This window comes from Idiomarina rhizosphaerae (assembly GCF_024159085.1).
Classification (GTDB): Bacteria; Pseudomonadota; Gammaproteobacteria; order Enterobacterales; family Alteromonadaceae; genus Idiomarina; species Idiomarina rhizosphaerae.
The window spans coordinates 213,791-237,121 of sequence record NZ_JAMZDE010000003.1 but is presented as its reverse complement, the minus strand read 5'-3'; the positions used below and the strand labels follow the sequence as shown (position 1 = coordinate 237,121).

Here is a 23,331-nt window from a genome sequence, read left to right as displayed (position 1 = left end):
CAATGAGTCATTATTACCACAAAAAGTTTAGTCTGGCATTATTAGTGTTATTACCTCTTGCCGGTCATGCGAGTGATGATCAAGAAACACTTCGATCGCCTGCCGTAGTGGAAACACATATGCTGAGTCGTGCTATTCATTTTAGCCACAACCAGAATACGGCTGATTCATCAGCACAAAATGTCACAACTTCAGCAGCGAATATTGATTCTCCCGGTGGGACAAACTCGAATTTAGAGCCGTACCAGGCGAAAAGTATTATCCCAAAACTGAAGGTTAACGAGTCGGTCACTCCGGACACTACGGACTTACTTGGTGAAAAAATTGATTTAAACACAGGCTCTGTCAGCTTTCATCAAACCGATATTCGCCTTCCAGGAAATTCAGCGCTAGAAGTTGCCATTCGCCGCGTTTATCGGGGCAATTACTGGCAGTTTCAAAACTCAGCTGAGTTTGGTGACTGGAAACTCAGCATTCCTAATATCAGCACCACGTTAATGACAGGGCCTGGTTATATTTCCGGTGCATGGGGACAAGGTCAGGAATGTAGCGGGTCGTTAAACCCAGGACCGTTTTATGCAGGGGGGACAATGCTGGAGAGTTATCAGTATTGGAATGGTGACTCGCTGAATGTGCCGGGACAAATAAATGAAAAGTTACTTACACCATCATCCCATCTGCTCACTAGTAGTGAAGTAGGAATTTACCGACGGGTAACAAAGAGCAATTGGCGAATTTCTTGTTTTGATCGATACGATGAAAATAATGTTGTTGTGGGCGAAGGGTTTAGGGCCGAAGCTCCCAATGGAGATATTTACACGTTTGATCAGCTTCGTCTGGTTGAAGCAAAGCCATCAGGCAATAAAAGATGGGGCGGAGTGGTTAAGTATAATGCGTTTATGCTGGTCTCAAAGGTTGTCGACCGTTTTGGAAATTGGGTACGCTATCATTATGATGACGGTTATTTAACCCGCATTACGGCAAACGATGGACGTACCATAACGCTAGAATACAATGACCCCAGTTATCCTCATTTAGTTACAGCAGTAACAGCTAATAACCGTGAATGGGAATATAATTACGTAAACGAATACTCCGACCGGCAATTGCGGAATGTTATTTTGCCTAATGGGCAATCGTGGACCTATACGCTGGCTCCAATTTCAAAGCATGAACCAAACCCCGGTAATGAAAGCCTGCTTTTTTGTGGACGAACGCCCGACAGCAGTCAGTATAAAGGAACGATTATTCACCCAAATGGTATGACAGGTGAATTTTATGTTCAGGAAGTCATTCATGGTGAAACCAACGTTCTGCATTACCCTAATCAGTGGGGCAATATTCCTGAGTGTTTTTCTACGATGTCTCTGGTCAGTAAAAGCTTATCAGGTGACGGACTGGATACGGAACTTACCTGGCATTATGACTATTCACAAAACATAGGAACATTCAGTACGGACACAACGGCTTCGAGTGAAGCCCGCCTCAAACATGATAATTTACCTTACGGTGTTGATGCGGTTAATAACAAAACCACAACGATTACCGCACCGGACGGAAGTAAATCCCGGTACTTTTATAATCGTGACTGGTCTTCAGCATCAGAAGGCTCGTTAACAGCGGTACAGAATTTTGATACCGATGGTTTTTCGCTCTTAAAAAGCAAAATCCTCGATTATCAGAAGAGTCCCTCTATTGGGTCGACTCATATGAACTCTTCTAAAACAAACAGCAGGCCACACAGGTACCGGCTCGATTTAGTCAGTGAAAATATAGTGACAACCCATTCGGACGGCGAGACTCATTATCTGACAGAGTACTCGGATTATAACCTTTATGGGAAACCCGGACTTAAAAAAGAGTCGGGCCCGTCAGGAACCAAGTATACAAAGTACGAGTTTATTAATGACCGCGCGAACTGGACACTGAACTTACCGACCAAAGTTTCAATTAGCGCAAACGGCAGTTCATATAGCCCGATAAGAGAAAAAACATACAAGAGCCTCTCTCAGAGTAATGAGGGGGTTAGTTATGATGTGCTTGTTCCTCATCAGAATAAGGTTTATGGGACCTGGCGCTCGCGTTATTCTTCGTATCACTCCAATGGAAATGTGAAAGAAATTGAATACAATCAGCCCTTAATTAAAAGTGATGGACAGACATTCTCGTCAGAGTTTCGTTATAAAGTTCTCAGTGCCTACCACCGCGGTCAACCGCAGCATATCACGGTTCCTTCCCGTTACAGTAGCTCAGACACGATGAGTGCAAGCCGGGTGGTTGATGATAATGGGTGGGTAACGAATGTGACCGACTTTAACGGAAACTCGTATGGATACGGTTACGACGTGCTTGGGCGGCTTCTGTTTATTGATTTGCCAAACGATGCGAATCAATGGCTCGACACCTACTTTCAGTGGAGTGATGAGCCGGGCTTTGCCACCACGCGAACTGCGATGCGGTGTGAGCTAAATTCTGCCCGGACAGGGTGTGGAGGAAGCGTTACCAGCTCAAGTGAGTTACGGTTTGACGCATTGATGCGCAATATTCTGACTATTAAGACGGATCGTACGACAAATAATCAACGGTATCAGCGCAAAATGTTCGATGCGTATAATCAGGAAACCTTTGTTTCTCATTGGTCTGACTACCGTATGGAAAAAAATGGTTTGTCATTCGAATACGATGGCTTGAATCGGATGATAAAGGAAAAACAAAGCGGTCTGGATGGCAAATTTATTGACTATTTGTCAGACAATACAATGCGCCGTACGGACGGGGAAGGCAATGTCACACGGACACGTTACCGGGCTTTTGGCTCACCCTCTTATGAGCAGGCAGTAGTCATCGATTCGCCGGAAAACGTACGCACAGAGCTCTCTGTCAATATTTTTGGTGATATTACAGCCATTACTCAAAGTGGTCCGTTAACCGCTTCTCAGACTGAATACCGGGCCTACGATGAGAGCCATAACCTCTGTAAAGTCTCCCGGCCGGACGTCGGCGTCAGCGTTTATACTCATAATGCACTGGGAGAGGCCACTTCGCGGGCAGAAGGGGTAGCCAGTGCATCGGTTAATAGTTGCATCAGTAGTGGGGCGGACGACAAGCGCATACAGCAAGTCGCCGATAATGTGGGTGACGTTTGGCAGGTAGACTACCCGGAAGAAGGAGCTTTTCCTTCACCGGATAAAGTCTATAAACGCGACAACAACGGCAATTTGCAGCGCCTTGAAACAGGCTCGGTGGTTCAGACGTATTCCTTCAATAGCTTAGGTCAGCCCACAGCCGAAAGCCTCGCCGTTAACAGTCGTCATTATACGGTGCAGTACGGCTATAATCGTCAGGGTGATACCTCCTATTTCACGTACCCGGATGGTTATCAGGTGCACTTCGGGCCCAACGGTTTTGGTGAGCCGACCGGGTCGCGGCGCGTTAAATCGGGCGAGCCGGACTACATTTTTGCGGATGAAGCGAGTTACTATCCGAACGGGATGCTGAGCGGCTTTACCTATGGCAATGGTTTAGTTCATGAGATGACACTTGATACCGCCAGGCAAGTTCCCACACGACTGAATGACTCAGGTGATAATGCCACGGCGTTAGATTACCAGTTCGGCTACGATGACAACCTTAATATTGTTTATCAGCATAACCTTGTGAATAGCGACTATACGTTAACCCAGCTGGCTTATGATGGCCTGGATCGGCTATTGTTTGTGAATGGCGGAGCCGGAGTCGGCACCTCGGAGTTAACCTATGACGGGCTAGGCAATATTCGCTCATACCATCAGTCGCTGTCAGACCGGGAGCTGAATTATCATTACAGTGACTCAACCAACCGATTAAGCGCTGTTGATGGGGCTGGCTCGGCTTATGATGCGTTTACTTACGACGCGCGCGGTAATGTAACCGACAACGGCACACGGTCATTCACTTATAACCGCGCCAACCAATTGGTGCAGTCCGGCGACATCCGTTACCGCTATGACGGGCATAACCGGCGGGTGATGGAAACCCGTAACGGCAGCCACCGTTACAGCTTTTACCGGTTAGACGGCACGCTGGTGTATCGGGAAACCGAGGCTGGTAGTATCAATTACGTCTACCTAGGCGATAAACTCATTGCCAAAGACGGTTATATTCCAGAAGACAGCGGTACGCAGCATTACCAGCCTTTTGGTGAGAGTATCGAAGGTGCGGTTGATGATGTCGGGTACACGGGTCACCGTTTTGATGCCGATACCGGTTTAGTTTATATGCAGGCACGATATTATGATCCGGTGATTGGACGGTTTTATTCAAATGATCCTGTTGGTTTTAAAGGTGTCCATAGCTTTAATCGGTATTCTTACGCAAATAATAATCCGTACAAGTATGTTGATCCCGACGGAAAGGAGGTAATTTTAGCGGAAAGCCTTCGGAAGAATTATAACTCAGCTAAAAACTATTTAACCTCTAGATCCCGTTTAGCAAAAGCTTACTTCAGTAGAATTGAGAGAAAAGGCTCACCCACAGTTACAATTAATAAAACTAGTGGTGGTTCAAATGCCAAAATAGGCGACCCTGTATACGGAGATCAAATAGAATGGAATCCCCAAGAAGGATTAGTTACAAACGAAGGCTCTCAAAGTCCAGCTACTGGACTAATACATGAAATCATTCATGTATTAGTTAACCAAGATGGCGTCGCGAGTTCTGATCAAGACCAAGTTACGATAATGAAAGAAAATATTATTAACTCTGAAACAGGTGAAGGGAAAAGGGAAGATCATTTCGATGGAAAAGTTGAAAAAGTAAGTGGCCCTACATGTAGACCTACCAAAGAAGGTGAAATTTGTGGTTAAATATACTTTATTTATCATTACGTTATGCTTTGTTTTTGGATGCGCGACCTCCCCTAAGGTTTCTATATATTATGATGGTTTTTGGACAAAGCATAGAGTTTACCAAAGTGAACACAAATTAATTGAAAGCGCAAAGCTAAAGTTGATAAGTGTTCCGCTTGATAGCCTTACTAATAAAGCGGTGAACTATTTACTGAAAGATTATAAAAAAAGTCCGAATATGGAAAAGCCAAAAGATATAATATTTTTGATGTTGGTCCAATTGGATGAACATGACGTTGATAGGAAAATTATAGCTAATAGTGAGTACCTATATGATATTAGTAATGATTCTTATAAAGTTTTAAAAAATGTCGAAAAGGACTATTTGAGGTGTTTCTTATTATATCGTTCTAACGACCTCGATGAAAAAACTTTAAAAAATCACTGTGAAAAGTACAATTTTGACAATTCTGGTAAGCCGTGAAACTTCCTGATACTTTTATAATGATTTAGTATGCGTGGGCCTTTAATAGTTTTTATTGAGAAAAGATATCTATTAGCATTCAGGATAACAATGATTTTTATTTCTCTTCCTTTCTTGCATGATATCTACACCGTTTTAGCTACTGATGTAGCTGACTCTGGAAGATATATCGCTGAACGAGGGGAGGACTGGGGGTATTATGCTTATCTTTTCAAAAAATTCGCATTTGCGTTTTTATTTTTGTGGCTAGGTACTTTTGGATCGAGGGATAAGTTCTTATCTAAAAATGACTCCTAAAGTCAGGATGAGATAGACGAAACATGAAATCCGAGGGCGTACATCTATCTCTGCTACCTGAAGTAACGAGAAACGGGAGCGGGCGGATCAGTGACTTACAGTAGAATAGGTCAGTATCGGCCAGCAGAGCCTGCATTTGCATCCAGTACCACCAAATGGTGGGGCTAACAATCCTTATAAATATGTTGATCCAGATGGAAGAGACTACGAAGAAACTTTCTTGTCGCTAAAGGTGCCGTTCGTGGGAGCAGTAGATGTGGAACTGTAAGTTTTAAACCTAATGCTAGCGGCCAAGGAAATACTACTTCTGGGGTGTTTGTGCGATTTAGCACTAGTGCTTCAAATGTCGATTCAGATGTCACTAAAGGCGCTATAAAGCAGAAAGGGGCGATTGTTGGATTGACATTTGGCAAGGGAGCCGGAAGTCATACCGATCAGAACTTCGATGATCCGTCAGCTTCTATTGATGTGGGAGTTGGCGTAGGGACAGTCAGTATTGGGGATGCGTCTAGTTCAGAATCTAGTGCTACTGTAGAAATTGGCCCCTCACTAGGTGCTGATGCCACCGTCAGTAAATCTTTTACTTTAACAGGAAATGATGTCAAACAGGCGGCTCAGGAAGTAAAGTCAAAAATAGAAGATCTAATTAGGTGATACCATGGCAAGACACAATCAATTTAAAGCGACTTTGATAGCTTTAATAATCTGTATTATTGGCTTTAACTTTGTAAAAATCGGGGGGCAGTTCTATTTCAATCCCTTCTACATATTGAGCTTTGTATTTGCAATAACACTGATCGTTAAGTCAATAAATTATGTTTGTCCTAGCTGTCAGAAAAACCAAGTAATTCGCTCATTTCTTAGTTATCGACTTCCAAAGGCGGAATGCTACTCTTGCAACTGTAAGTTAGAAAAGGAAAATTAATTCTAGCGTGTCGATTTGAATCCAAAGCCTCGCCCTCGCGGGGCTTTATTTTTTGACATCAACCGTGCGGACTCCAAAGACTCAGCTATACTTTTAAGTTACTGTATCAGTTATATTTTATTGACAATGTACTATGGCTCGTAGTGTCGATTAATGTATATGCAGGCACGATATTATGATCCCGTGATTGGGCGGTTTTATTCGAATGATCCTAAGGGTACAGCATCTTTCCTTTCTGAAGGTAAAATTCAAGGGTTCAATAGATATGCATACGCGGCTAACAATCCTTATAAATATGTTGACCCAGATGGAAGAGACTATGAAGAAACCTTCTTGTCGCTAAAAGTACCGTTCGTAGGAGCTGTAGATGTTGGAACTGTAGGCTTTAAACCTAATGCTAGCGGCCAAGGGAATACTACTTCTGGGTTGTTCGTGCGATTTAGCACGAGTGCTTCAAATGTTGATTCAGATGTCACCAAAGGCGTTATAAAGCAGAAAGGAGCGATTGCTGGATTGACATTTGGCAAGGGAGCTGGAAGTAATACCGATCAGAACTTTGATGATCCGTCAGCTTCTCTTGATGTGGGAGTTGGTGTAGGGACAGTCAGTATTGGGGATGCATCTAGCTCAGAATCTAGCGCCACAGTAGAAATTGGCCCCTCACTAGGCGCTGACGCCACCGTCAGTAAATCTTTTACATTAACAGGAAATGATGTCAAACAGGCGGCTCAGGAAGTAAAGTCAAAAATAGAAGAATTAATTAGGTGATACTATGGCAAGACACAATCAATTTAAAGCGATTTTGATAGCTTTAATAATCTGTATTATTGGTTTTAACTTTGTAAAAATCGGGGGAGAGTTTTTTTTCAATCCCTTTTATATATTGAGCTTTGTATTCGCAATAACACTGATTGTTAAGTCAATAAATTATGTTTGTCCTAACTGTCAGAAAAACCAAGTAATCCGCTCATTTCTAAGTTATCGACTTCCAAAAGCTGAATGCTATTTTTGCAATTGTAAGTTAGAAAAGGAAAATTAACTCTAACTTGATCGATTTGAATCCAAAGCCTCTCATTTGCGGGGCTTTTTTCTTTGATCACATCAAGACAAGTCGTCGCTGTTCAATATTCAGATGAGGCGGTGCAAGGTTTCGTGTCAATGCCATGCTTGGTGGCAAAAGCCATCAGTTTCTTATCGTAAAAGTTCATATCCCGTTGGTAGCGGCAAAAGAATTTCATGACTGCATTCTCTTCATCATAGATAGCCCGAATATCGTTTTCCCCGGCATCAATCGAGAAAGTGACATCGTCTAGCCGATAAGCAACCTGCCCTCCGACAAAGCATTCTCTCGTGAAAGTAGACAGCACGTTTTCAACCTGCTCTGGCTTCACAAGCTTAAATTCGGTGCGGCAATAAGGCATGACTCAGGTCTCTTTTAGTACTTATGCTTGAGTATAGCAGAAGGAAATATTGCTCGGTGGGTATGCGGAGCTTTTGGAACATTCTGTGAGCGAGACGGAACACGCTAATGAGTCTCACCGGAACATTTGAAGAGTTCAGGTGAACGTTTTCATGAGCGTAATCATTAATTTGAGCCATTGAAAAGAGGTTGTACCAGCTGAGAAAAATTTGGGCTCAGCGGGTAAATGATTTAGAATAACCGCATCATTTGGTCTGACCAATTTACCGTTATGCCGGATTTACCCATAAAACAAACGAAGTTATCTGACACTATCGTCGCTCATCTTGAGCAGATGATCGTGGACGGACGGCTTGGTGCCGGGCAAAAACTTCCGTCAGAACGACAGTTGGCTCAGCAGTTCAATGTGTCACGCCCGTCGTTGCGTGAGGCCATTCAAAAATTGGAAGCAAAGGGTGTTTTAGAGCGTCGGCAGGGCGGTGGCACTTATGTTATTAACAGCATGAATGAGCAACTGACCGAACCTTTATTTGAATTACTGGCCAAACACCCAGAGTCGCAATTTGATTTGCTCGAGTTCCGTCATGCACTGGAAGGCATCTCGTCCTTTTATGCGGCATTACGAGGCACCGAGGCCGATCTGGATCGGATTTCCGAGAGTATAAAAGACTTAGAGAATAGCCGGGCTAACAGCATTGATGATCAGGTCAATGCAATAGTGGAATTCTACCACCGTATTGCAGAGGCCTCGCACAACGTTATTTTGTTGCATGTCATTCATGGCATGCAGGAATTACTGGCCGAAAATATTAGGCAGAACCTGGAAATACTGGCGGGTCGTGACGACTTGCTGGGAAAACTGAATCAACACCGTCAGCAGCTGGTTAGTGCCATTGTTGCCGGTAAACCGGAGCAAGCGCGGGATGCGTGTCACCAACATTTGGCCTATATTGAACAGACATTGTTAGACTTAGGCAAAGAACAGTCACGCATTCAACGTTCGCTACGACGTTCCTGAATTGATAAAAAGGTAAGGAATAGCTATGAGTGAAGAATTAAACAAAGATGTCGATCAGCAGGAAACTCAGGAGTGGTTAGACGCTCTTGAGGGTGTGCTTGAGGCCGAAGGCCCGGAAAGAGCACACTACCTGTTAGAACAACTGGTCGACAAAGCTCGTCGCAATGGCGCTTATTTACCCTATAAGCCAACCACCGCATATCTGAATACCATTCCTGCCAGCCAGGAACCCACCATGCCGGGTAACCAGACGCTGGAGTCGCGCATTCGTTCAGCTATTCGCTGGAATGCCGCCATGATGGTGTTGCGGGCATCGAAAAAAGGCGAAGAGCTGGGCGGACACCTTGCCAGTTTTGCCTCTTCAGCCATGTTGTACGATGTAGGCTTTAACCATTTCTTCCGCGCACCAAGTGAAGGTGACGGTGGTGACTTCCTGTTTATTCAGGGCCATGTGTCACCCGGTATTTATGGTCGCGCTTTCATTGAAGGGCGCTTGACTGAAGAGCAACTGAATAACTTCCGTCAGGAAGTCGACGGTAAAGGCTTGCCTTCTTATCCGCACCCGAACTTAATGCCGGACTTCTGGCAGTTCCCGACAGTCTCTATGGGCTTAGGTCCAATTCAGGCTATCTATTTAGCCCGTTTCCTTAAGTATCTGACGGATCGCGGCATTAAAGACTGCTCGAAACAACGCGTTTACTGCTTCTTAGGTGACGGTGAAACCGATGAGCCAGAAAGCTTAGGTGCTATTGGCCTTGCCGCTCGCGAAGAGCTGGACAACCTGACCTTTGTTATTAACTGTAACCTGCAGCGCTTAGACGGTCCGGTACGTGGTAACGGTAAAATCATCCAGGAACTGGAAGGTAACTTCCACGGTGCTGGCTGGGAAGTGATTAAAGTTATCTGGGGTCGCTACTGGGATCCGTTGTTGTACCGCGATACCGAAGGTAAATTACAACAGTTAATGGAAGAAACCGTTGACGGTGATTACCAGAACTTTAAAGCCAAGGGCGGTAAGTTCACCCGTGAAAACTTCTTTGGTAAGTACCCTGAAACCGAAGAAATGGTCGCCAACTTGTCTGACGAAGACATCTGGCGCTTAAACCGTGGTGGTCACGATCCGGTAAAAGTGTACTCGGCTTACCACAAAGCGGTAAATACGAAACGTCGCCCGCAGGTTATTTTAGCGAAAACCGTTAAAGGTTATGGCATGGGCGCCGCGGGTGAAGGCAAAAACATTGCCCACCAGGTTAAGAAAATGGATTTAGACGCGGTTAAGCACATGCGCGACCGTTTCAATATTCCGTTTGAAGACAAAGAGCTGGAAGACCTGCCGTACTACAAATTTGATGACGACAGCGATGAAATGAAGTACCTGAACGAGCGTCGCGAGAAGCTCGGTGGCTATATGCCGGTACGTCGTCCGGAAAGCGATGTAGAACTGGAATTACCTGCATTGAAAGCCTTTGATGCGGTTCTGAAAGGTTCAGGAGATCGTGAAATTTCGTCAACCATGGCCTTTGTTCGTGTACTGACAGCGCTGCTGAAAGACAAGAAAATTGGTAAACGTATTGTGCCAATTATTCCGGATGAAGCTCGTACCTTTGGTATGGAAGGCTTGTTCCGTCAGGTGGGTATTTACTCGCACCATGGCCAGAAATACACGCCGCAGGATAAAGACCAGGTGGCTTATTATCGCGAAGATAAAAAAGGCCAGGTTATTCAGGAAGGCATCAACGAGCTGGGTGCTATGGCATCCTGGGTTGCCGCGGGTACCAGTTACTCGTTAAACAACGAGCCGATGATTCCGTTCTACATTTACTACTCTATGTTCGGCTTCCAGCGTGTCGGTGACTTAGTCTGGGCAGCAGGCGACAGCCAGACCCGAGGCTTCCTGGTCGGTGGTACTGCCGGTCGTACAACGCTTAACGGTGAAGGTCTGCAGCACCAGGACGGACACAGCATGGTTCACTTTGGCACGGTGCCAAACTGCATTAGCTATGACCCGACTTACGGTTATGAAATTGCAGTTATCGTGCACGATGGTCTGAAGCGCATGTTTGGCGATCAGGAAAATGTTTTCTATTACCTCACCGTAATGAACGAAAACTACCATCAACCAGAAATGCCGGAAGGTGTCGAAGAAGGCATCATCAAAGGTATTTACGAACTGGATAAAGTGAAGGCCAAGAACAAAGCTAAAGGCGATGTTCAGTTGTTAGGCAGTGGTACCATTTTGCAGCAAGTACGTGAAGCAGCGACAATCTTGTCTGAAGAGTACGACGTGAACTCAACAGTTTACAGCGTAACTTCATTCAATGAGCTGGCGCGCGATGGTCTGGATACTGACCGTTGGAACATGCTGAACCCTGAGAAGAAAGAAAAAGAAGCTTATATTACGCAAGTAATGAAAAAGGCGAAAGGACCGGCGGTAGCGGCAACTGACTATATCAAGCTGTACGCTGATCAGGTTCGCGCCTGGGTACCAACCTCTTACCGGGTATTAGGTACCGACGGCTTTGGACGCTCAGACAGCCGCGCTAACTTGCGTAAGCACTTTGAAGTGAATCCGCATTATATTGTGGTTGCAGCACTGAAAGAGCTGGCAGACCAAGGTGATATCGATAAGAAAGTGGTAGCTAAAGCTATCAAAGACTACGATATCGACACTGACAAGCTGAACCCGCGTTTAGCATAAGGAGGTACTGAGATGGCCGATCAAATCGAACTCAAAGTCCCCGACGTGGGCGGCGAAGAAGTAGAAGTCATTGAAATTTTGGTCAGTGAAGGCGATACCGTTGAGCAGGAAGACGGTATCGTTACTGTCGAAAGCGACAAAGCTTCCATGGATATTCCGGCATCTTCAGGCGGTAAAATTACCGAGCTGAAAGTAAAAGTTGGCGATACCATTAGCGAAGGCGACGTGCTGGCTATGATCGAAGCTTCCGGAGGAGCCGACGAATCGGATGAGTCTGACAGCGAGGAAGAAGCTGAAGACAAAACCGATGACAAAGTGGACGAAGAAGAAAGCGACGATAAAGAAGCCGATGACAAAGCTGAAGAATCGGAAGATAAACAGGAAGAGGAGAAAGACGAAGATTCTGAGCCTGAGAAAAAATCTTCTGGTGGTGGCAGCAAAGTTATCGACGTAGAAGTACCGGATATTGGTGACGAAGAAGATGTTGAAATCATCGAAATCCTGGTGTCTAAAGGTGATTCAGTCTCTGCTGAAGACGGCTTAATTACGCTGGAAACGGATAAGGCGACTATGGACGTGCCTTGCCCGCAAGACGGCGAAATTGAAGAAATGCTGGTGAAGGTCGGCGACAAGGTGTCGCAGGGCTCAGTTATTGCCAAGCTGAAAGTTTCCGGCGGCGCTGATGACTCTGAAGCTGAAGAGAAAGACTCAGCGAAAGAAGAGAAATCAGAATCTAATAAAGAATCTGATAAGAAGTCCGAAGACAAAGATCAGAAGAAAGATAAAGACAGCGGCAGTAGCGTTAAGCCAAGTAGCGAACGCCAGCCGCCAGTTCCTGATCACCCAAGCCAACGTAGCGATCGTAAAGAAGGCATTCTGCATGCGTCGCCTGCGGTACGCCGTGTGGCTCGTGAATTTGGTGTCGACTTATCGCAAGTGAAAGGCTCGGGCCCTAAAGACCGTATACTGAAAGAAGACGTTCAGGAGTTTGTTAAATACGAACTGTCCCGTCCAAAAGCAGTTGCTGGTGCAACCGGCCAGGGCGGCGGTGGACTGCAGGTGATTGACCCACCTAAGGTTGATTTCAGCAAGTTCGGTGAAGTGGAAGAAGTCCAGTTGTCGCGCATTCAGCGTAAATCTGGACCGAACCTGCACCGTAACTGGGTGACTATCCCTCACGTAACACAGTTCGATGAGGCTGACATTACTGAGCTGGAAAACTTCCGCAAGTCTGAAAACGAAGTGGCTAAGAAGAAAGATTTGGGCTTCAAGATAACGCCGTTAGTGTTTATTTTGAAAGCGTGTGCCAAAGGCCTGCGTGAGTTTCCAACTTTCAATTCGTCCTTGTCAGAATCCGGTGAATCACTGTACATGAAAAAGTACGTGAACATTGGTGTTGCGGTTGATACGCCAAATGGTCTGGTGGTTCCGGTTATTCGTGATGTCGACAAAAAAGGCATTTACGAGCTCTCGGAAGAGCTGGTGGAAATTAGCTCGAAAGCGCGTGACGGTAAGTTGAAAGCAACCGATATGCAAGGCGGGTGTTTCTCAATTTCCAGTCTGGGCGGTATTGGTGGTACAGCCTTTACGCCTATCGTGAATGCTCCTGACGTGGCCATTCTTGGGGTTTCTCGTAACGAGATGAAACCGAAATGGAACGGCAAAGAGTTTGAACCACGTCTGACTCTGCCATTATCGCTGTCCTACGATCACCGTGTTATTGATGGTGCTGAAGCCGCGCGTTTCACTGCCTATTTAAGCGGTGTACTGGGAGATATCCGCAAATTGGTGCTTTAAGCACCAATTGGGGTAGGAAATACGAAAAAATTCGCGCTACAATAGCGCCACATTTAGCGTTGACTGAGCGCAGCCGGTGGCTCAACTGGCTGTGACAAAAAAGGGGTTAACATGAGCGACAAAATTACAACACAGGTAGTGGTGTTAGGTTCGGGCCCGGGCGGATATTCAGCAGCTTTCCGTGCAGCTGACTTGGGTCTGGATGTTGTTTTGATTGAGCGTTACAGCACCTTAGGCGGTGTTTGCCTGAACGTTGGCTGTATCCCGTCAAAAGCATTGCTGCACATGACCAAGCACATTGAAGAAGCTCAGCACCTGGCAGAAGAAGGTATTGAGTTTGGCGAACCGAAAATTGACCTGGATAAACTGCGTAAACACAAAGAAAAAGTGGTTGGACAGTTAACCGGTGGCCTTGGCCAGATGTCAAAAATGCGCAAGGTAAAAATCGTTAACGGTTACGGCAAATTTACCGGCAGCAACACCATTAAAGTTGAAGGTGACGACGGCGAAACTGAAGTTAAATTCGATAACGCCATTATTGCTGCAGGTTCTCAAGCCATTAAATTGCCGTTCATTCCACATGACGACGACCGCGTATGGGATTCCACCGACGCGCTGGAACTGAAAGAAATTCCTAAGAAAATGTTGTTGTTAGGTGGTGGTATCATCGCTCTGGAAATGGGTCAGGTATACGGCTCATTAGGTTCTAAAGTTGATGTGGTTGAAATGACCGACCAATTAGTGCCTCCAGCAGACGCTGACATCATTAAGAGCTTCAACAAGCAAATTAAAGGTCGCTTCGAAAACGTTATGCTAAGCACCAAAGCAACCAACGTTGAAGCGAAAAAAGACGGTATTTACGTTACTTTTGAAGGCAAGAACGCGCCTGAAAAACCGGTTAAATACGACGTGGTTCTGGTTGCTGTTGGTCGTGCACCAAATGGTAACAAAATTGACGCCGACAAAGCTGGCGTGAACGTTGACGACCGTGGCTTTATCAAAGTTGATAGCCAGATGCGCACTAACGTAGACCACATTTTCGCTATCGGTGATATCGTTGGTCAACCTATGCTGGCGCACAAAGCGGTACATGAATCGCACGTTGCGGCAGAGGTTATTGCCGGTAAGAAGCACTTCTTCGAACCTAAAGTGATTCCTTCTATCATGTATACCAACCCGGAAGTTGCATGGGCAGGTGTTACTGAGAAAGAAGCGAAAGAACAGGGCATCGAATACGATGCAGTGACTTTCCCCTGGTCAGCTTCAGGCCGTGCTATTGCTTCAAACGCACAGCAAGGCATGACGAAGCTTATCTTTGATAAGAGCAACCGTATTATCGGTGGTGCCATGTGTGGTACTAACGCCGGTGAGTTGCTGGGCGAAGTTTGCCTTGCCATTGAAATGGGCTGTGATGCAGAAGACATCGCTCTGACTGTTCATGCACACCCAACCTTGCATGAATCAGTTGGTTTAGCTGCTGAAATTCAGGAAGGCTCTATTACCGATATGCCGAATCCTAAGGCGAAAAAGAAGAAGTAACATTTTGTTACGATAAATCATCGGTAAAACGGCTGCATTCATCGCGAATGCAGCCGTTTTTTTTGCGCTGAATTTAACAATGCGCTAGTTTAGTGGGGTTAAAATAATGAACACTAAAGAAAAGGTAACAACCGATGAAAAAATTAACCGCTGTAGCGTTTGGCGTATCTATGGCTTTAACTCTGGGCGCCTGTTCTCCGCAGCAGGAAGAATCAAAACAACAAACCCAGCAGGCCGAAGAAGCAAAACAAGAACTGAGCTCGGGTGTTGTACTTGAGAACTTTGATCACAGTGTTAAACCGCAGAACGACTTATTCCGTTATGTAAACGGTACCTGGATTGATAAAACAGAAATCCCTTCTGACCGTTCATCGGTAGGTTCGTTTTTCGATTTACGTGAACAAAACCAAAAGCGTTTACGCGATATCATTGAATCAGCAGCCTCTTCTAACCCTGAACCAGGCACAAACGAGCGTAAAATTGGCGACTTCTTCAATGCCTTTATGGACGTTGAAACGTTGAATGAGCTAGGTGCAAAACCAATTGCGAGTGACTTAGACGCTATTCAGGCACTGGAAGATTACGACTCAGTTGCTGAACATATGGCTCGTATGTTCCGTGGTGGCGTTTCAATTCCATTTGGTTTTTATGTGTACCCTGATGCGAAAGACCCGCAAATTAACGCAATGTATATTTCTCAGTCGGGTTTAGGTCTGCCTGATCGTGACTACTACCTGAAAGACGACGAAAAGTTCGAAGAGTTCCGTAACGCTTACGTCGAGTACGCGGAAGACATTCTGGGTATGGTTGGGGTCGAAGACGCAGCAGGCGCTGCAGAGCGTATTCTGAAATTAGAAACTCAACTGGCAGAAATTCAGTGGAGCCGCGTAGAAAGCCGCGATGCGAATAAAACCTACAATAAAAAATCAGCCGACGAAGTTGCTGATATGCTTAACAACTTCGATTTCAAAAAGTTTATCGAGACTTCTGAGTTATCTGATGTAAAAGAAATGGTTATTCGTCAGCCATCTTACTTTGAAGAATTTGGTGAACTGTTTAACGAAGTGGACTTACAGGCGTGGAAAGACTACTTGAGCTTCCGTCTGGTTAACGAATACGCTTCTGCATTGAGTGAAGACATAAGCCAGCGTCGCTTTGATTTTTACGGCACAACCTTACGTGGTACACCTGAGCAGGAACCTCGCTGGAAGCGAGCGGTTGATGCAACAAACAGCGTGTTAGGTGAAGTGCTGGGTCAGGTCTACGTAAAAGAGTACTTCCCGCCAGAAGCTAAAGAAAAAATGGAAGGTTTGATTGAAAACCTTCGTGACGCTTATGGTCAGTCTATTCGTAACCTGGAATGGATGACGGACGAAACCAAAGAAAAAGCTTTGGAAAAACTGAAGAAATTTGACCCTAAAGTAGGTTATCCAAGCAAATGGCGTGACTACAGCGAACTGGAAATTTCGTCAACTGACTTAGTTGCTAACTACAAAGCTTACGCTGAGTTCAACTATCAGGAAGAAATTGCCAAAATTGGTGGTCCTGTTGATGAAGAAGACTGGGGTATGACTCCGCAAACAGTCAACGCGTACTACAGCCCGGTACGTAACGAAATCGTTTTCCCGGCCGGTATTCTGCAGCCTCCATTCTTTGATATGGACGCTGAAATGGCGGTGAACTATGGTGGTATCGGTGCGGTAATCGGCCACGAAATGGGGCACGGTTTTGACGACCAGGGCGCTAAATATGATGGTGACGGCAACCTGCAAAGCTGGTGGACCGATGCTGATAAAAAGGCATTCGAGGAACGTACTCAGCAACTGTCTGAACAATATAGCCAGTACGAGCCAATTGAAGGTCTGAATGTTAACGGCGACCTGACTCTGGGCGAAAATATTGGCGACTTAGCCGGCCTGACGATAGCGTACGAAGCCTATAAAATGTCATTAGACGGCGAAGAAGCCCCTGTGCTTGATGGTTTTACTGGCGAACAGCGAGTATTCATTGGCTGGGCTCAGGTATGGCGCGGTAAGTATCGTGAAGACGCGATTCGTGAGCAGGTTATGAGTGACCCGCATTCGCCGGCGGAGTATCGAGTAAACGGTACTGTTGTTAACGTTCCTGCATTCTACGAAGCCTTTAATGTTGAAGAAGGTGACGAATTGTACGTTGCACCTGAAAACCGCGTTACTATCTGGTAAGATGCCGATATGAGGCAAGTAGCCTGATGTTTACATCAGGAGCAATATGGGACCTGACATAGATGTCAGGCTACGATATGAAAACATTAACGGTTGTCTGGATATTGGTTACAGCACTGCTGGTGGGGAGTTTCTCCTCACCAGCAGTGCATGCTATGCCGATGTCAGACACCGTTAGTGCTTCGTCATCTCACGATATGACACAGCATGACTGTTGTGATGAGTCCGACATATCAATGGAACAATCAAACTGCGACAGTGAAAGCTCCTTTTGCCAGCAGTGTGAACAACATTGTGCCGGTCAACTGGCGCTGTTGAACCCATTCAAACAACTTTCGCCAGCAGCATCCACGCACGCTGTTCATCCCCTTTATTCAAACCTTCCGGTTATTACTGAAACGCTGATACGTCCGCCGAAACACGCAGTTTAAGCTCAGTTTTTACGTCTTAAACCTTTGTTTTCGAGGAAATATCATGCGTTATTGGATAGCTATATTCATCCTGATCCCATTTTTAACTTTGGCTCAGGAACACAATCATTCAGAAGATCAAAACCCGTTCGGGCAGAGCACGGAATACGTGTGCCCTATGCATAGTCAGGTGGTTCGGAACGAGCCGGGAACTTGCCCAATTTGTGGTATGGATCTGGTTAAGAAAGAGCCTAAACAGGACTATTCTGAGCCTGGAGCTGAGAAAAGTTTCACCGTGCCAGAGTCCAGTCAGCAGGCCATTCGGGTAACCACCGCAAAAGCGGTTCGCAAAAATCTTCAGCCGCAGCTTATAGCACAGGCACAAGTTCGTTGGCAGGAGTCAGCTCAGCGGCATATCCATAGCCGTGCAGAAGGCTGGGTAGAAGAACTACACGCAGACGTTGAAGGTCAGTGGGTGGAGAAGGGCGACAAACTCTACAGCCTGTATGCGCCAGACTTAGTTGTGGCTCAGGACGACTACCTGCAGTTACTTGATTCACTCTCCGATATCCGAAACGGTGACAGTCAGCAAAGTTTTAAACGTCGCGGGCAGCAGCGTCTGAGGTTGCTAGGTATGACCGAAGCGCAGATTAAAGCTCTGGAACAAGGCGGCGAAACCGAATATGTGGTGGACTATTACGCACCTGAGTCCGGTTATATTACCAGCCTGGATATTCAGGAAGGCATGTACGTGTCTCCCGGGCTTAAATTACTGACTCTGACACAGGACAATCAGCTGTGGTTCTTTGCTGATGTTCCGGCGCGTTACAGTAAACAGTTAAAGACCGGGCAAATGGCACATATTTCCTCGTCGCATTTCCCAGGCGGCCACTGGATGAACACCATTGACTATATTTATCCGCAAGTTGACCCGGTAACCCAGACCATCAAAGTCCGTATTCCGGTTAACGACTCTATTGATCGGTTGCGCGAAGGCCTATGGGCAACAGCGCATATTGAACTGGAGCCAGTAAATGATGCTGTGGTTGTGCCGGTTGCCAGCTTAATTGTTACGGGCATGAATAACCGTGTGGTGGTTAAATCCGGTGAGCGCAAGTTTGAAGTTCGCGAAGTAACTACCGGGTTGCGTGTAGGTAACGAAATAGCCATTGCAGAGGGGCTGGAGGAAGGTGAGTTAGTGGTCACTTCGGGCCAGTTTCTGCTGGATTCCGAGGCCAGCTTGCAAGGCTTGGGCTTAGATAGCAGCAATGACAACGCTGCTGCGCCACAACACAACCACTAGGAGGTTTTATGTTAGCTCGTATTATCGAAACCTCCATACGTAATTCGTGGATGGTGTTACTGCTATTCTTAGGTCTGGCTTTCTGGGCCTGGCAGTCGCTGCAGCAGACCAAACTGGATGCAATACCGGACTTATCGGAAGTACAGGTTATCGTCAAAACCAGTTACCAGGGACAAGCGCCGGCGGTAGTCGAAGAGCAGGTGACCTATCCGCTTTCCAGCGTGATGCTGTCCGTACCTAAAGCCACCTCAGTACGTGGGTTTTCGTTTTTTGGCGACTCTTACGTTTACGTTATTTTTGAAGATGGCACCGACCCTTACTGGGCCCGTAGCCGGGTGAACGAATACCTGGATCAGGCGCAAAGCCAGCTACCTGAGCAAGTTCGTCCGGAGTTAGGCCCCGATGCATCCGGCATTGGCTGGGTGTATCAATACGCATTGGTTGACGAAACCAATCGGCTCAATTTAGGGGAACTGACTCGTCTGCAGAACTGGTTTTTAAAACAGGAACTGCAAAGTGTGCAGGGGGTAGCAGAAATTGCCACGGTTGGCGGCATGGTTGAAACCTACCAGGTGGTGGTTCAGCCGGAAGCTTTGCACCGTTATAACCTGACTCTGAATCAGGTAAAGCAGAGCATTCAGCAGGCCAATAACGAGGTAGGTGGTTCTGTGGTTGAAATGGGCGAAGCTGAATACATGGTGCGCGGACTTGGGTATTTGAAAAGTATCGAAGACATTCGGCAAATTCCTTTGCCGCTATTGTCAGAACAACAGGGCACGGTGCTTTTGCAAGAAGTCGCTGATGTGCGCATTGGACCGCAGGTACGCCGCGGCATTACCGAGCTGAACGGCGACGGCGAAGTGGTGGGCGGCATTGTGGTCATGCGCCATGGTGAGAACGCCCTACAAACTATTGCCGCCGTTAAAGACAAATTGGAAGAGTTGAAGCAGGGCTTGCCTGAGGGCGTTAAGGTAGTTCCGACCTATGACCGCTCAAGCCTAATCCAGGCATCGACAGATAACCTCACCACCAAGCTCATAGAAGAAATGTTCTTTGTTGCAGTGGTGTGTATCTTGTTTCTATGGCACGCGCGTTCGGCGGTAGTGGCTATTATCAGTTTACCGCTGTCGGTGCTGTTCGCGGTGTGGATAATGAACATGCTGGGTATCAGCGCCAACATTATGAGCCTGGGAGGAATCGCCATTGCTATTGGCGCGCTGGTAGATGCCGCCATTGTCATGATTGAGAATACCCATAAGCATCTGCAGAACTATCAGGAGCAGCATCAGGTAGTGGCTAAGGGCGCTGCAAGGCTGAAAATCGTCAACGAAGCCTGTCGCGAGGTGGGCCCGTCCCTGTTCTTCTCGTTGTTGGTCATTACCGTCAGCTTTGTTCCGGTGTTTGTGCTGCAAGGCCAGCAAGGGCGTCTGTTTGAACCCTTAGCCTATACCAAAACTTTGGCCATGGCCGCCGCCGCAATTATTGCAGTAACGCTGATACCGGTACTTATTGCGTTATTGGTGCGCGGAAAAATACCTGCCGAAGAAAAGAACTGGCTGTCGCGCGGCTTAATTGCGCTTTACCGGCCACTGCTGGCTTTCACACTTAAGTTTCCTAAAACCATTATTGTGCTGGCTCTTCTGATCACTGCATCTGCCTGGCACCCGTATAAGCAGCTTAATTACGAGCTGATGCCGCCGCTACATGAGGGTGACCTAATGTACATGCCCACCACACTGCCGGGTATCAGTGTTGAAAGTGCCGGTGAGTTGCTACAGCAAACCGATAAGCTCATTGCTGCACAGCCCGAGGTTGAGCGCGTGTTTGGTAAAGTCGGTCGTGCTGACACCGCCACCGATCCAGCACCAATGACGATGATAGAAACCAGCATTACCCTCAAGCATGAAAGTGAATGGCGTGAAGAGATAACGGTAGATGACATCATTGCTGAGCTGGACGAGCGGGTGCAGATACCCGGCGTGACTAATGCCTGGGTACAGCCCATTCGCACCCGCATTGAAATGCTCGCGACCGGTGTTAAAACTCCGTTAGCCATTAAAGTGAGCGGTAGTGACTTTCGTGAAATAGAAAAACTGGCCACCCGTATTGAAGATACGCTTTCTGAGCAGGATGCAACGGGTTCGGTCATTGCAGAGCGTTCCGGCGGAGGTCGTTATATTGAGATAGAGCCGAAATTGCGACAAGCGGCTCGTTACGGCCTGACCCAGGCAGATATCCACGAGCATATTCAGTACGCCATTGGTGGAGCGAATATTGCGACATCGGTACAGGGCAATGAGCGTTTTCCTATTAACCTGCGTTATCCGCGAGAGCAGCGCGACCATATCGAGAAGCTGAAAACCCTGCCAGTTAAATCGGCTTCCGGGCAGTGGCTGACTCTGTCCGATGTCGCCGATATAAGGGTAACTCAGGGGCCGGCCATGCTGAAAAGCGAAGATGCCCGTTTAAGCAGCTGGGTCTTTATTGAACCGGCTAAAGGCGTCACGGTTGGTGACTATATTACCCAGGTTAGTGGCGTTATGGATAAGTTGGAAATACCGGTAGGTTACAACTGGAGCTGGACTGGGCAATATAAAGCCATGCAACAGGTGGAAAGTGACTTGAAAGAGATCATTCCGCTGACGCTGTTGGTTATTTTATTGTTGCTGTACATGACCTTCCGTTCTCTACCGCAGGCTTTACTGGTGATAGGTACCTTGCCGCTGGCATTAACCGGTAGCTTATGGCTGATTTATCTGCTGGACTACAACCTGTCATTGGCCGTTATTGTCGGCATTATAGCCCTGGCTGGTGTCGCTGCAGAATTCGGCGTGGTTATGTTGTTGTACCTGAACAACGCCTGGAAAGCCGTGGCATACGACAAAAATCAGCTAAAAGCAGCAGTAGAAGAAGGCGCGTTGCTGCGGGTAAGACCCAAGGCCATGACCGTGCTGACCATTATCGTTGGCTTGTTGCCGATAATGCTAGGTGGCGGTGTCGGTAACGAAGTCATGCAGCGCATCGCCGCCCCCATGGTTGGCGGCATGGTATTAGCTCCGCTGATCTCTATGCTGGTTATCCCCGCCGTGTTCTACCTCGCCCGGAAATAACGCGTAGCCTGACGTTCACGTCAGGTGAGCTGGCGAAAAAGGAGCACGTAGCCTGACATTTATGTCAGGTGAGGTGGAATATAGCGAGCGCTGGAGGTTGCAGGAACCATTGAGGAGGATGCCCGTGAATACATCCCTGTAGGGCTTGGGCAGCGCCATCCATGGGGCTGCACACCTCCTCAATGGTTCGCCGCAACCGTCAGGCGCGCCCACTATCTGCCACCGCACCTGACGCAATTTTGCATTTCGCTTCCCGCCAAGCACCCCACCTGATGTGAACATCAGGCTACGACCTGACATAAATGTCAGGCTACGTGCTGTGATCGTCACGCGCGCAATTCCCCCAAAATTAATGTCAGGCGAAGCTTTCCCAGATGGCATTGGCGGCCGGGCCTAAGGTACGGTTTGCTGAGCGTACTAAGTGAATCTCCAAACGCACTTGCTGGACGAATCCCGGAATGTTGATTTCAACCAGCTTGCCCTGCTCAAGGGCGTCCAGGGCAATGTGTTTGGGAATAATGCCCCAGCCAAAACCAGCCATCAGCAATTCAAACTGAGTGTTAACTTCATTCACTCTTATACGTTGCTGACTGGGCAGGCGTAATACTGCATCCAGATTAATACCAACTTCCAGGTTTTGCGGTACCAACATTGGCAGTTCTAATAAATCCTGGCGGCTTTGTGGCATACGCCCAAACTCTTTCATCAGCGCAGCTGACATCACAACCGTTAATTCAAACGGCGCCACCGGCAGGGTTTCAAAGTCGCCGTATTGACGAAATAAAGGCAGCCAGGGGCAGAGCGCCAGGTCGGCAGTGCCTTTATCTATGCGTTTTAGCGCGCGCAACTGTGATTCACCGTCTACGTGCAGTTCGGTTGCCGGGTATTGTTGCTGTACGTGCTGGATGCTGGGTACCCAGAGTTTGCTGTCACAGGTATGGTCATAACATAGCGTCAGCAGAGGCTCTGCTCCATGTTTCAGTTGGTTAGCCAGTGACTGCAGACGTTGTTGCTGGCGCACGACCTCTTCTGCTTGCCGCAGAAAGTGCTGGCCTTGTTCGGTAAGTTCTAAGCGGTAACCGTCACGGTTAAATAGGGCGAAACCTGCGTTCTCTTCCAGCTTTTTTAACGCCATACTAACAGCTGACTGAGTGCGACCGAGTTGCTCAGCCGTTTTCTGCAGACTACCAAGCTTGGCAACGGTGATCATCATGTGAAGGTGAGATAAATTCATTAAGTTTAACTGATGGTCTTTTTAATTTTAATTCAATATAACTGTAACTATACTTGCGGTAAACTT

14 protein-coding genes are annotated in these 23,331 nt (G+C 46.9%); 12 read left to right on the top strand and 2 right to left on the bottom strand.

Translation table 11 applies throughout. The features are described from left to right. The first annotated feature begins 2 nt into the window (after positions 1-2). The 4 genes from NJR55_RS03425 (at position 3) to NJR55_RS03410 (ending at position 7,300) form a co-directional block, all read left to right on the top strand. On the top strand, positions 3-4,844 hold the full coding sequence (locus tag NJR55_RS03425) for an RHS repeat domain-containing protein (RefSeq protein WP_253617857.1): 4,842 nt from the start codon (positions 3-5) through the stop codon (positions 4,842-4,844). After that, positions 4,837-5,310 carry a hypothetical protein gene (locus tag NJR55_RS03420; RefSeq protein ID WP_253617856.1) on the top strand — a complete coding sequence of 158 codons (474 nt, stop codon included), beginning with the start codon at positions 4,837-4,839 and terminating at the stop codon, positions 5,308-5,310. Before NJR55_RS03425 ends, NJR55_RS03420 begins: the two co-directional genes overlap by 8 nt. A 615-nt stretch (positions 5,311-5,925) precedes the next feature. Continuing rightward, positions 5,926-6,261 (top strand): hypothetical protein, encoded by a 336-nt coding sequence (locus NJR55_RS03415; RefSeq protein WP_253617855.1) that lies wholly within the window; start codon positions 5,926-5,928, stop codon positions 6,259-6,261. A gap of 424 nt (positions 6,262-6,685) precedes the next feature. After that, positions 6,686-7,300, top strand: coding sequence for an RHS repeat-associated core domain-containing protein (locus NJR55_RS03410; protein WP_253617854.1), 615 nt, complete (start codon positions 6,686-6,688; stop codon positions 7,298-7,300). 353 nt (positions 7,301-7,653) lie between these two features. Here the strand turns inward: NJR55_RS03410 and NJR55_RS03405 are convergent, their stop codons facing one another. Continuing rightward, a complete protein-coding gene (locus NJR55_RS03405) occupies positions 7,654-7,953 on the bottom strand; it encodes a hypothetical protein (protein ID WP_253617853.1) in 300 nt (99 codons plus the stop codon). A 270-nt stretch (positions 7,954-8,223) separates the two neighbouring features. Here NJR55_RS03405 and pdhR point away from each other — a divergent pair, with 270 nt between their 5' ends. The 8 genes from pdhR (at position 8,224) to NJR55_RS03365 (ending at position 22,031) form a co-directional block, all read left to right on the top strand. Then, positions 8,224-8,970, top strand: coding sequence for a pyruvate dehydrogenase complex transcriptional repressor PdhR (gene pdhR, locus NJR55_RS03400; RefSeq protein WP_110013587.1), 747 nt, complete (start codon positions 8,224-8,226; stop codon positions 8,968-8,970). A gap of 25 nt (positions 8,971-8,995) precedes the next feature. After that, a complete protein-coding gene (gene aceE, locus NJR55_RS03395) occupies positions 8,996-11,668 on the top strand; it encodes a pyruvate dehydrogenase (acetyl-transferring), homodimeric type (protein ID WP_253617851.1) in 2,673 nt (890 codons plus the stop codon). Positions 11,669-11,680: 12 nt separating this feature from the next. After that, the gene (gene aceF / locus NJR55_RS03390; protein ID WP_253617850.1) at positions 11,681-13,465 is read left to right on the top strand and encodes a dihydrolipoyllysine-residue acetyltransferase; all 1,785 of its coding nucleotides are present in this window, start codon (positions 11,681-11,683) and stop codon (positions 13,463-13,465) included. A 111-nt stretch (positions 13,466-13,576) separates the two neighbouring features. Further along, entirely contained in the window at positions 13,577-15,004 is a 1,428-nt protein-coding gene (lpdA, locus tag NJR55_RS03385) for a dihydrolipoyl dehydrogenase (protein ID WP_253617848.1), read from the top strand. 134 nt (positions 15,005-15,138) lie between these two features. After that, the gene (locus tag NJR55_RS03380; protein WP_253617845.1) at positions 15,139-17,208 is read left to right on the top strand and encodes a M13 family metallopeptidase; all 2,070 of its coding nucleotides are present in this window, start codon (positions 15,139-15,141) and stop codon (positions 17,206-17,208) included. A gap of 77 nt (positions 17,209-17,285) precedes the next feature. Continuing rightward, the gene (locus NJR55_RS03375) at positions 17,286-17,639 is read left to right on the top strand and encodes a hypothetical protein (RefSeq protein WP_253617843.1); all 354 of its coding nucleotides are present in this window, start codon (positions 17,286-17,288) and stop codon (positions 17,637-17,639) included. A gap of 43 nt (positions 17,640-17,682) precedes the next feature. Then, positions 17,683-18,921, top strand: a complete 1,239-nt coding sequence (locus tag NJR55_RS03370; RefSeq protein WP_253617841.1) for an efflux RND transporter periplasmic adaptor subunit — start codon at positions 17,683-17,685, stop codon at positions 18,919-18,921. Between the two features lie 8 nt (positions 18,922-18,929). Beyond that, on the top strand, positions 18,930-22,031 hold the full coding sequence (locus tag NJR55_RS03365; protein WP_253617839.1) for an efflux RND transporter permease subunit: 3,102 nt from the start codon (positions 18,930-18,932) through the stop codon (positions 22,029-22,031). 355 nt (positions 22,032-22,386) lie between these two features. Here NJR55_RS03365 and NJR55_RS03360 read toward each other — a convergent pair whose 3' ends face one another. Continuing rightward, positions 22,387-23,265, bottom strand: coding sequence for a LysR family transcriptional regulator (locus NJR55_RS03360; RefSeq protein ID WP_253617836.1), 879 nt, complete (start codon positions 23,263-23,265; stop codon positions 22,387-22,389). Positions 23,266-23,331 lie beyond the last annotated feature (66 nt).

Bases quoted from the DNA above. Each gene is read 5' to 3' on its own strand.
- NJR55_RS03425 (WP_253617857.1), top strand. From the start codon at position 3: ATGAGTCATTATTACCACAAAAAGTTTAGTCTGGCATTATTAGTGTTA.
- NJR55_RS03410 (WP_253617854.1), top strand. From the start codon at position 6,686: ATGTATATGCAGGCACGATATTATGATCCCGTGATTGGGCGGTTTTAT.
- NJR55_RS03405 (WP_253617853.1), bottom strand. From the start codon at position 7,953: ATGCCTTATTGCCGCACCGAATTTAAGCTTGTGAAGCCAGAGCAGGTT.
- pdhR (WP_110013587.1), top strand. From the start codon at position 8,224: ATGCCGGATTTACCCATAAAACAAACGAAGTTATCTGACACTATCGTC.
- aceE (WP_253617851.1), top strand. From the start codon at position 8,996: ATGAGTGAAGAATTAAACAAAGATGTCGATCAGCAGGAAACTCAGGAG.
- aceF (WP_253617850.1), top strand. From the start codon at position 11,681: ATGGCCGATCAAATCGAACTCAAAGTCCCCGACGTGGGCGGCGAAGAA.
- lpdA (WP_253617848.1), top strand. From the start codon at position 13,577: ATGAGCGACAAAATTACAACACAGGTAGTGGTGTTAGGTTCGGGCCCG.
- NJR55_RS03380 (WP_253617845.1), top strand. From the start codon at position 15,139: ATGAAAAAATTAACCGCTGTAGCGTTTGGCGTATCTATGGCTTTAACT.
- NJR55_RS03375 (WP_253617843.1), top strand. From the start codon at position 17,286: ATGAAAACATTAACGGTTGTCTGGATATTGGTTACAGCACTGCTGGTG.
- NJR55_RS03370 (WP_253617841.1), top strand. From the start codon at position 17,683: ATGCGTTATTGGATAGCTATATTCATCCTGATCCCATTTTTAACTTTG.
- NJR55_RS03365 (WP_253617839.1), top strand. From the start codon at position 18,930: ATGTTAGCTCGTATTATCGAAACCTCCATACGTAATTCGTGGATGGTG.
- NJR55_RS03360 (WP_253617836.1), bottom strand. From the start codon at position 23,265: ATGAATTTATCTCACCTTCACATGATGATCACCGTTGCCAAGCTTGGT.